Genomic DNA, 10251 nt, shown 5'->3' with positions numbered 1-10251 from the left:
GTATTGATGTATTGGGCCTCGATCTGGGCGAAAGCAAATTCCACGACAGCTTCAGGCAGAATCTTGCCCTGCTCGCGGGTGAGCAGCACGTCCCACCCGAGCTCGCCCGCCTTTTGCTCGATGATCACCGCGGCGGCCGAGGCGATTGCCACCCGCTCGGCGACGGGGACGGCCGCCCACTCCGGTGCCGCCTTCGCGGCGGCTTGTGCGGCGTCGTCGACTTGTTCGAACGTCGCCACACTCACCTGGCCGACGACCTGAGACGTCTTGGCCGGATTGCGGATCTCCCATTCTTCCTTGCCCGTAACAGCCTCACCTGCAATGAGATTGAGCGCGCTCTGCTCCGCATATTTGGTCACGATGTGGTCGTTCCTTCGCTTTGGGCCAGCCGGTCTTTGGTCCGGCGGTTGAGGGCGTCGGCCCGCAAGTCGACCTTGCGAACCTTCATCGTCACCGTGCGAGGCAGAGCGGCGACGAACTCGATATAGCGCGGGACCATGTACTTCGGCAGAGATTGCTGCAGGTGAGTCCAGATGTCCTCGGCGGTCGGATTTCTACCGGCGACGGCAACGATGCAGATCTTGACTTCGTCCTCGCCGGTGTCCGACGGGACCGCTATCGCGGCGGACTCCAATACATCCGGGCACCGGTTGGTGGCGGCCTCGACCTCGTAGGCAGAGATATTCTCGCCGCGGCGACGAATGTAGTCCTTGAGTCGCTCGACGAAGTAGTAGTTGCCATGCTCATCGCGCCGGAACCCGTCACCCGTGTGAAACCACCCGTTGCGCCAGGCGTGCGCCGTCTCTTCGGGCATCCGAAAATATCCGGCGTTGAGCGCCCACGGATCGCGTGTTCGGGCCACCAGTTCGCCTATCTGGCCGACGCACACCTCCATGTCGTGCTCGTCGACCAGACGCACCTCCAGGCCCGCCGGTCCGGCCACGGCGCGGCCACACGCCCGATAGTCATCGACGTGTGCGCCCGAAGCGAAAGCCACACCCAGTTCGGTCATTCCGAACATGGTCCGGGTTCGCACACCGAACCTGAGATCGAATTCCCGATGCTCGGGGATCATCGGCACCGCGAAAAGGGTGCGCAGGGTGTGGTCGGTGTCATCGTTCCTGGGCGGTTGCTGGTAGAGCGGTGCTGTGAACGCGAAGGCCATCGTTGCGCCGTACCGACGCACATCGGACCAGAACTCCGTCACCGAGTACCGTTTTCGGGTGACCAGCCGTCGACCGGTCAGCGCCATTTGTGCGACGCAGTGCCGGCCCAAGAGATGGTAAAACGGCAACGCGCAGTAGTAGACCTCGTCGGCCAGGACCTCTTCAAGCGGAAAGGCGCTCCGTGCGGCGGCATCGAGCATTCCCCACGGAATCAGCACCCCTTTGGACGGCCCCGTGGTCCCCGATGTGAAGATGATGCACGCGATATCCCAGGGTTGGGGCGGAGCGAGGTCGGTGATCGGGGTGTCGCCGGCCTGGGCCAGGAATGTGGCGAAGTCGTCGACTTTGCCACGCAACGAGGCGGGCAGGTCGTCTGGCGCCGACGGCACGATCAGCCGGTCGACCGCCTGCACGGCGGGGGTGGCCGCCAGATCGCCGAGCCGGTCGGGTAGCGCGATGATGGCGCTTGGCTCAATAAGTTTCAGCGCCGCGTCTAGCATATCGCCGCGGTAATCGGGGTTGGTCGCAACGTCTATGGCTCGGAGCCAGGCCAGCCCCAGCCAGATGGCGACGGCGTCGATTCCGGTGGGCAGCATGGTGACCACCCGGTCGCCCGCGCTGATCCCGGCGGCGGCGAGCGCCGCCGTCCACCGCATCGCGCTGCTCTGCACCTCGCCGTACGTTGCGCTGGGTCCATCGACTTCCTGCAGGAAAGGCGCGTCGGGTGTCAGCGTCGCCTGCCTGGCGATGACTGTCGGGAGCATGGTCTGGGCCCCGCGATCGGGAGTTCGAGTGGACTGCCGGAGGCTTTCGGACACATCGTCGATATTCAGCATCGCGATCGTCCTTTGGTGACGGTTTCGCCGTTTCTGTCGTCGATCTGGCCTGGTGTCCAGTGGGTGCGCCGGCCGCCATGCTCGGGGACCGGGTCGTCGAGGGCGCTTTCCAAGGCCGACCTCCATCGCACCGATGATTAACTATCCGACAAGTAAATCTTATGAGCGGGGGGTGTGCACGTCAAGGCACCGTCCGCGCAGACAGCGGCGGCGGTTCAGTTTCACCGCCCCGACACGTGAACGATGCTCGACACTCAGTAATGCAGTCGCCCCTTGGCAACCACGCCGCCCGCGCTGTCATTGACTTGCACGGCAACTCGGTCCTGCTCATCGACAACGGAGATCTCAAGGGCTCGGCCCGGCAGAACCGGACCACGCATCTGGATGTCGAACGTGTAGCCGGCGTGCTCGCCCGCTGCAGAGCGCGCCGCCTTGTCCAGCAGACCCATCACAAATAGGCCAGAACCGATGACGCTGGGCAGACCTGCGCGGACGGCGGCCTGGTGATCGACGTGGATGGGGTTGGGGTCGTCTGTCGCGATCGACATCCGCGCGAACGCCAGTGCGTCCAGGATCGGAGTTACGTATCGGTAGGCGCTCACGGCGTCGCCTCGATAAAGGTGAATTTCACGGTGCTGATCGGTCGACCGTCTTCGTGCCGATAGGTCGTTTCGATCACGACCAGTCGCCGCGCGGCGCCGCTGTTGGAGACCTTTTTCTCTTCTCCGACATAGCGACACTCGCCAACAACGACGGCGGTTTCGAGCAACGCTCCTGGTGATACCTGACCCGTTGCGCCTGCGAACGCTGTGTGATTCGGTGACAAGCCCAGCTGATGCACGAAGTCATCCATCGCGCATGTCTGAAAAAAGGCGAGCAGCGCCGGCGACGCCAGGCGCGCAGTAAATCCCTGATCGAGTGCGTCGCTCAGGTTGACATACGGTCCCTCGGTCGCTCCGAGTGCCCGTGCAAATCCCGCCGCACAGAGCGCGTCGCTGACTCGAAAGGTACGGCGCGCCAGAACATCCCCGATCTGAGGCTTTGCCGAAGTCTTGACGTCTGCTGACACCGCGTGACCCCCTTATGTTGGTTGCTGATCGGGCCGCCCGGCTGCCGCCCGGATAACGGGGACCTTGACGATAAATATTAAACGGCTGGACGATAAATCGGCCGGACTGATCACCGTAGTAACCCGAATCGCGCACCGAAGGCCGGCAAGTCGTTGACGGTCTTGTAGCCAGGCGTTGACTGCACAACCGCCTCGATTGCATTGACGCAACGGGCTGCGGTCATCGCGACAGCGTCGTCGAGGCTGAACCCAGTACCACCAGGAAGAGCCAAGGGAAATTCACCACGGTATGGGGGGAACCCGTCGATTTCGACACGATAGCCGCCTTCGCGCCCCATGTTCGGCCAGTCAGGCGCCATATCCGAACCCATCCGGTTCACGTGATTAATGGACAATCGCGGGTGACCGTTCACCATGCCGATCAACGACCAACGCAATGCGCCAATGGTGCCCTCCTTGATGACAAGGCCGCTGTTGACCGTGACCGTCCTGGGCGAAAGGTAGTGATCAACCTCGAGGCGCACTTCGTCCACGGCGGCGTCGAAGGCCTCCGCCATGGAGTAGATCGCGCCAGCCCACCCCGCTTTGAGCACGGCCGCCGTGGTTGTCGGAATATCTTCTGGGAGTCGGCCAAATCCCATTCCCAGCATGACATCTGGAGCCGGGTAGTTGGAGTAGTCGATGAACTCCCAGGTGCGGATCCGCTCGATTCGCCCGACCACACTTGACATGGTGATCGCGAGTGCGTCGGTCACGAAGCCAGGGTCGATGCCCGTGAAGTAGATACTCGAAGACCCCTTCTGACAGGCTTGGTCGAGCTCTTCATGGAGCGCCGCGCCGTTGGAGAGCTGCCGCCAATGCATGCCCGACGCAATGGAACTGATGACGTTCTTGCCGCCTTCGAGGATGGGCAGGACCGCATCCACCCACTCGCGACCCGGGCTGTTCGGCAGGGTGGGATCGAGCTGGGTCACGTCGCGTGGCATGAACAACACACAGTCGGCGTCAAGAGCCAGGAGTTGCTCTGCGCTTTGAGTTGCACAGACTCCCATGGGTTTACGGCCCGCGAGGGTCCCTGCGTCGTGGCCGACCTTCCCATCGGTGAAACACTTGACCCCCACCAGGCTGAGGTCGTCACGGTCAAGGATGTAGCGCAGAGCTTCGATGCCTACTGCTCCTGTGCCCCACTGGATTACACGATGCGTCATCACCATCTCATCTCCTGTCTCAAATCGATCTCTGCCGCTGCCGACGGCACTCAGGCCAGCGTGCGCAAGAACCCCTGATCCATGATCCCGTAGCCCACCGCACCGTCAGTGGTACGCACTTCGACGAAATCCTGATAGGAGGTAATTGCTTCGGGGCCGGTTGGCCGGTTGAACGGACAGAAGATTTGGGCATCGGGCACCTCGAACTGCAAACCCAGTGTGGTGTCGTCGTCTAGGTGTAGGTCAAGCTCGGCCACCGATCCGGTCTCGTAGCGACGCATAATTCGGCTCTCCGACACAATGTTGTTGCGTGACCCATTCAGTTGCCCATGTGGCGGTGTCATCCCCTCTCGGACCTTGTATTTCATGGTCGCGACATCGAAGTCGTCGAAAGCGAGCAATGTGGCGTAGTACTCCACCCAGGAGGCGATCTCCTGACGAAATCCCCAGCTGCGGTCGCGAATCACGCCGCCCTCAACCTGTGTGGTTTGGCTGCCGACGGTGATCGTGCCGCTCATCGTGCCCGTGCTCTGATAGTGGTGCATCGGTTCTGCCTTGCTGAGCCCGGGCAAAGTACGCGCTTGCGTGTAGTCGATCGGCTCGCGCACTGGCTCCACGGTGATGTCTACGGTGAAGTCGTCGCACTTGGCGTGCAAGTGACCGGTCAGGTCGAGTGATATGTGGTCGGAGGTGAACGTCATCGGCCCAAGGGGCTCATAGATCTCGGTGAAGCGCTTATCGAGAATGACCGAGCAGCGCGCGAACATCCCTGCGTCAGTCTTGCCGCCCTGCATATGGGTAATGCAGTAGAAGGATTGCGTGCGGTCGTAGACCGCCATGAAGACGTTCTCGCGGAAGGGAAGTCCGGCGGGGTCGATGTCCCGATCGACGTGCGGTGGTTCGGCGAGCGGGCCCCACGGACCTCGTGGGTCAGTCATGACGTCTCCTGTCCGTTGCTTGCGTGCTGAAGGATCGTGATGGTCCCGGTCTTTCCGTCAACTCGACATCGGTCGCCGGTTCGGATACGCCGACTGCCAGTCCCGGTGTTAACCACGCAGGGGACGCCGAGCTCGCGCGCAACGATGGCGGCGTGCGACAGCGCGCCCCCTATGTCGACAACCAGGGCAGCTGAGATGAACATGATCGACGCCCAACTCGGGTCGGTCGACGCAGCGACCAGGATCTCGCCGGGCTCCACTTCGTCGAAGTCGGGGTCGATGACGACGCGTGCATAACCCTCGACGACGCCGGGGGAGACGCCGACACCGGTGATCACGTCAGATTCGCCGGCGCTGACCGAGAGGTCGATTGGCACTGGTCCGCCCGCCCACTCCGACGGCAGCTCGACCGAAAGGTAGTGGTCATAGCGTGCCCGGCGTCTGGCGATCAGCTCCTGGACGTTGGCCGGTCTGGTCGCGGTGACCTCATCGTCGGTGAGAAAGAAGACGTCGTCTGGGTCAGCCAAGACACCTTGGGCGGCGAGCAATTCGCCAATTCGGCGCGCCGATGCGCGCAGCACATCGAGCGACATGAGGAAGGCGTCTTTGGCGATACCGCGCAACGGAATGCGTTGCGCGGCCAGGCGAAACAAGGTCCGCACCAGCGGACGACGTGATGCGGGCAGAGCGGCGAGAAGCGCCTGCTCCATTCCACGACGCTGCGCTGCAAGTTGGGCTTCACGGATGAGCGGGTCCTGGCTCTCGTCCATCGCGGCGTATTCGACAAGAAAACGGCGTAGGGGACCGCTGTCCTCGCGCCAGGATTTGGCCGAAAGCTCGCCTTCTCGCGGACCGTGATAGCCGTGTCGGGCCACGACGGCCGCCAAGTCAATCTCGCCGCGCGAGGCTTTCCACAAGTCGCCCACGACAGCCGCTTCAGGTACGGATCCGTAGCCGCTGGTCATTGAAGTTAGGTCGCCGACGCCGGTGTTGGCGGTGATGTGATCCAAGGCGTCATAGATTGGCTGGACTACACAGAACAGAGCCGTGCCTTGCAGCCGGGTGTTCTGCCAGAAGCGATCTCGGGCCTGAACAAAGAGTGCCAGCGCATCGGTCTCGGTGAGGTTGGCAGCCGAGGCGGTATTGCGGAGCCACCAGATCTTCGTGTCGGCGGCCGCACGGCGAAGCTGTCGGGGCACCCGCAGGAAAGTAAGCGGCATCCGCACCGCGATCACTGGATAGCGACGGCGGCTTGGTCGGCCGAGAAGTTCAGCAGGAGCGTTGCCCAGTAGCTGCTCAGCAATGGCGGCTCCGGAGGTTCCCGGAATGCGGTTGCCCATCGTGGCCAGGAAGTCGACTCGGACCGCGCCGCGACCGTAGAACGCACGGGTGAATCGTTGGTCCCGGTCGGCAGGAACCATGCTTTCAGCACGCGTAGCCGCACCGAGGGCGTGAAACCCTCCACGACCTGCGATCTCGGCTCCCACTTCCCAGATGGACCAAGTCAGTGGGGTAGCAACTCCCGGCAACGCCTCGCCGATATTGGCACGCGTCCAATGGCATCCGGCAGGGCTGGCGGCATGAAGTGGATCCCACGGCGTCGGTGCGACCACTCCGGAGCCGCTGATGAGGTCTGTCATCAGCGGTCCTTGACCGGATGGGTCAGCTTCTCAGTGAGACCACACGACTCAGCCGACATGAACCGGCTTGGTCGAACCGATCGCTGAGTCTGCAGCAACGTCCTCAGCTTGCTGCTGGTCGATCGCGCGTAGCACGTAGGCGGTGACGACGGCGATCCATATTGCGAACACCCCCAACGGAAGCCAGTATGCGAAGATTCCGTTCCACGCCAGTGGCCCGGTGTGGAAGTAGGAGATCGCCGTGCCGGGGATGAACAGCGTTCCCGCCCAGAGGCTGAAGTAACCCAACCAGCGAGGAAATATCGGCGTTGCTCGGTGATCTTGAAAGATCACCGCTGTCAACGCGAACGCTTGGATCACCGCGAGAAACGGAAAGCCGATGAGGCAGAGGTATCCCAGATCGCTCACAGCCTGGACGAGTTCTGCCGAGCGGTCTGCGCGAAACGCGGCCACCTCCAGAAACAGCATTGGGAAGATGAAGATAAGCGCCCCAAGTGCGCCGGTGGTCAGCTGCGTGTAAGTCATCACGCAGTTTTCGCCCTCGATGCGCTTCATTTGAACGGCGACTACCGCGGCCCATGGCACCGATATGGCACCGGCCACTCCGCCAAGCCCCACACCGAGGCGGATCAGCGTCCGGTGAGATGCGAACACATCCGCGATCGACGCGGCAGAAAGGTTGGGTGAGGGTGGTTGGACCCAGCGGGCCAATGCCATCCAGCCGAGACCGAACAAGATACAGAAGATTGGGCCGCACCACGCACTGACCTTTTGTGTGCCCGCGTTCATGACAGTCTCCTTCGCTCAACTGGCGCGTGTCTGCTAGCGCCAGGTGGATCACCGTGGCGGCCATAGTGGAGTGGTACAGGAATGGGAACGCAGAAGTATTAGTTGACCGTATGGCTAGACTATTACACGGTGCCGTCGGCTGTGTCAACGGTCACAGTCCGGCGCGGGATCTCATGGGCCTGCTGCGCGTATGTCGGCGGCTATGGCAAATCCGTCCTGCGGCAGGCCAACCCGAACATGGGGAGCTGAGCCACGACGCAATGCGCGTTTAGTCATGCAGGGGCACTGGTCGAGGTGTGGCGGCGAAGAGCCGCGATGACATTTACTGGTCAGGCGTTAAAGAAGCCGCCGACACCACTACGGCGCTCTTATGCTCCGCTCTTGACAATTCACCTTCCAGCCGGTTATCTCATCATGATTGCCGCGGGCTAACCGCCGCAACCGTTAACGCCTTCCCGTAGAGACCGTCGTCGGGTTACCTGTCAGCGGCCACGCAATTGTCCAGCTTTGGGGAGTTGTCCGTCACCAAATTCCCGGTTGAGTCTGTTGGCCCCGGTAGCGCCCCTGTGATCAGCTGTCCGCCATCACACCGCGGCGGCCAGGTTATTGTGCTCGCCGACATTGTCGCGTGAGTTCGCCGAGAGCAGGATTGGAATCCTCGGGACAAGCCCTAAAACCGGGCAGCCGATTCGATCCGCAGAGGTACCCATGACCAGCCTGAGCACCAATCTCTTCGCATCCGCAGAGCGCTACCCCAATAACGTTGCGCTGCGTTGCGACGACCTGCAATTCACCTTCGCGCAGTTCGACGCATCAGCCGCCCGGGTGGCGACGCTGCTCGAGCAAGCCGGAATCGAACCGGGGGACCGGGTCGGCGTGATGCTGCCCAATACGCCCGCGTTCGCCATCGCGTTCTACGGGATCATGTATCGCGGCGCCGTCGCGGTCCCGATGAATCCTTTGCTCAAGGCCCGTGAGGTGGCGTTCTACCTGTCCAACAGCGGAGCGAAGGCGTTGTTCGCTACGCCCGGCTTCGCCGACGAGGCCAGTGCCGGCGCCGACGAAACGGGTTCGCAATGCTGGATTGTCGACGACGCCGGCCTGACGGACCTGATCGCCGGCCTGCCCGCGCAGGAGTCACCAGTGGAACGCGGCGCCGACGACGTCGCGGTCATCTTGCACACCTCCGGAACCACCGGAAAACCCAAGGGCGCCATGCTCACCCATGGCAACCTGGGCCGCAACGCCGAGGTCAGTTGCCGTACCTTGGTCGAGACCGGGCCTGGCGACGTTGTCATGGGCTGCCTGCCGCTCTTTCACGTGTTCGGGCTCACCTGTGGCCTCAACGGGGCGGTGCTGTCGGGTGCGACGTTGACGCTGATTCCTCGATTCGACCCGCGCAAAGCGCTCGAGGTGATCGAGCGCGACGCCGTCACGGTGTTCGAAGGTGTGCCGACGATGTATTCGGCGCTGCTGGGCGTGGCCGACGAGGCCGCGGCCGAGGCGACGCGCACGTTGCGGGTCTGCGTCTCGGGTGGTGCGGCAATGCCCGTGCAGGTTCTCACCGATTTCGAAAAGGCCTTTGGTTGCACCGTTTTGGAGGGCTATGGGCTCTCCGAGAGCTCACCGGCGGCCGCGTTCAATCATCCGCACCGGGAGCGCAAGGTGGGCTCGATCGGCACTCCGATCGAAGGCGTGCAGATGCGGGTCGTCGACCTGAATGGCAGTGAGGTACCGCAGGGCCACACCGGCGAGATCCAGATCCGCGGACACAACGTGATGAAGGGCTACTGGAACCTGCCCGAAGCGACCAAGTCCACGATCTCACCGGATGGTTGGCTGGCGACCGGCGACGTCGGACGCGTCGACGAGGACGGCTACTTCTACATCGTCGACCGGACCAAGGACCTGATCATCCGGGGCGGCTACAACGTCTACCCCCGCGAAATCGAGGAAGTGCTCTACGAGCACCCCGATGTGGCCGAAGCGGCGGTCATCGGCGTCCCGCATGACTCACTGGGTGAGGAAGTCGGGGCGGCCGTGGCGCTGAAGGAAGGGGCGAAAGTGCACCCCGACGAACTGCGCGACTATGTCAAGGAGCGGGTGGCCGCCTACAAGTATCCGCGCCAGGTCTGGTTGGTCGACGCCCTGCCCAAGGGTCCCACCGGCAAGGTGCAAAAGCGCGACATCACCATTCCGACAACCGAAAGCACACGATAACCATGGCAACCCCCAAGGACCCCACGGCCAAAGTCGACGAGCTGGCTGCGCCGCTCGACCTGCTTCTCACCAGCGCCACAAAGCCATTCGCCAGCCGGATGATGCCAAACGCCACTTGGGCCCGCTTCGCCGGCAACCTCGCTCAGCACCCCGGCGCGGTGGCCGACCGGGTGGGCTCGCTGACCCGTGAGCTCGGCAATATCGCCGTGGGCAAATCGCACCGCGCTCCGGCACGCGCCGACAAGCGCTTCAGTGACCTTGCGTGGCAGGAGAATCCGTTGCTGCACAGGATCATGCAGGCCTATCTGGCGGGCTCTGAGACCGCTGAGGAGTTGCTCGCGGACGCGCAGTTGGATTGGCGCGACAAAGAGAAGATGCAGTTCGT

The 10251-nt window shown here is 62.9% G+C and carries 10 protein-coding genes and 1 pseudogene; 3 read left to right on the top strand and 8 right to left on the bottom strand.

Annotated elements, in window-relative coordinates; translation table 11 throughout:
• The 5 genes from WAN02_RS00070 to WAN02_RS00050 all read right to left on the bottom strand — a co-directional run.
• Positions 1–359 (bottom strand): aldehyde dehydrogenase family protein (locus WAN02_RS00070; RefSeq protein WP_422261626.1); only part of this gene is annotated, 359 nt, incomplete at its 3' end.
• Positions 356–2002: an AMP-binding protein gene (locus WAN02_RS00065; protein ID WP_422261624.1), complete on the bottom strand. Its 1647-nt coding sequence runs from the start codon at positions 2000–2002 to the stop codon at positions 356–358. The genes WAN02_RS00065 and WAN02_RS00070, both read right to left, overlap by 4 nt.
• A 254-nt stretch (positions 2003–2256) precedes the next feature.
• A complete protein-coding gene (locus WAN02_RS00060; protein ID WP_422261622.1) occupies positions 2257–2604 on the bottom strand; it encodes a MaoC family dehydratase in 348 nt (115 codons plus the stop codon).
• Entirely contained in the window at positions 2601–3071 is a 471-nt protein-coding gene (locus WAN02_RS00055) for a hypothetical protein (protein ID WP_422261620.1), read from the bottom strand. The genes WAN02_RS00060 and WAN02_RS00055 overlap by 4 nt, the downstream gene beginning before the upstream one ends.
• A gap of 110 nt (positions 3072–3181) precedes the next feature.
• Positions 3182–4045, bottom strand: a complete 864-nt coding sequence (locus tag WAN02_RS00050; RefSeq protein WP_422261618.1) for a hypothetical protein — start codon at positions 4043–4045, stop codon at positions 3182–3184.
• 108 nt (positions 4046–4153) lie between these two features.
• On the opposite strand from WAN02_RS00050, the gene WAN02_RS00045 reads away from it, so the two are divergent.
• Positions 4154–4357: a hypothetical protein gene (locus WAN02_RS00045; RefSeq protein WP_422261616.1), complete on the top strand. Its 204-nt coding sequence runs from the start codon at positions 4154–4156 to the stop codon at positions 4355–4357.
• Here the strand turns inward: WAN02_RS00045 and WAN02_RS00040 are convergent.
• From WAN02_RS00040 to WAN02_RS00030, 3 genes are read right to left on the bottom strand one after another with little or no spacing between them, the layout of a single operon-like run.
• Positions 4330–5217, bottom strand: a complete 888-nt coding sequence (locus WAN02_RS00040) for a hypothetical protein (RefSeq protein WP_422261614.1) — start codon at positions 5215–5217, stop codon at positions 4330–4332. The two genes, WAN02_RS00045 and WAN02_RS00040, sit on opposite strands and share 28 nt — an antisense overlap.
• On the bottom strand, positions 5214–6857 hold the full coding sequence (locus tag WAN02_RS00035) for a PEP-utilizing enzyme (RefSeq protein ID WP_422261612.1): 1644 nt from the start codon (positions 6855–6857) through the stop codon (positions 5214–5216). The genes WAN02_RS00040 and WAN02_RS00035 overlap by 4 nt, the downstream gene beginning before the upstream one ends.
• Before the next feature lie 48 nt (positions 6858–6905).
• Positions 6906–7646, bottom strand: a complete 741-nt coding sequence (locus WAN02_RS00030; protein WP_422261610.1) for a hypothetical protein — start codon at positions 7644–7646, stop codon at positions 6906–6908.
• 708 nt (positions 7647–8354) lie between these two features.
• Between WAN02_RS00030 and WAN02_RS00025 the strand changes: the two genes are divergently transcribed.
• Together WAN02_RS00025 and WAN02_RS00020 are read left to right on the top strand one after the other, a co-directional pair.
• On the top strand, positions 8355–9866 hold the full coding sequence (locus tag WAN02_RS00025) for a long-chain-fatty-acid--CoA ligase (protein ID WP_422261608.1): 1512 nt from the start codon (positions 8355–8357) through the stop codon (positions 9864–9866).
• Between the two features lie 2 nt (positions 9867–9868).
• A pseudogene (locus WAN02_RS00020) lies at positions 9869–10251 on the top strand (poly(3-hydroxyalkanoate) polymerase); the annotation flags it as partial.

It is taken from the genome of Mycobacterium sp., assembly GCF_049281135.1.
Classification (GTDB): domain Bacteria; phylum Actinomycetota; class Actinomycetes; order Mycobacteriales; family Mycobacteriaceae; genus Mycobacterium.
Note: the sequence above shows the minus strand (reverse complement) of the source record. Positions and strands in the feature narration are given on the sequence as shown.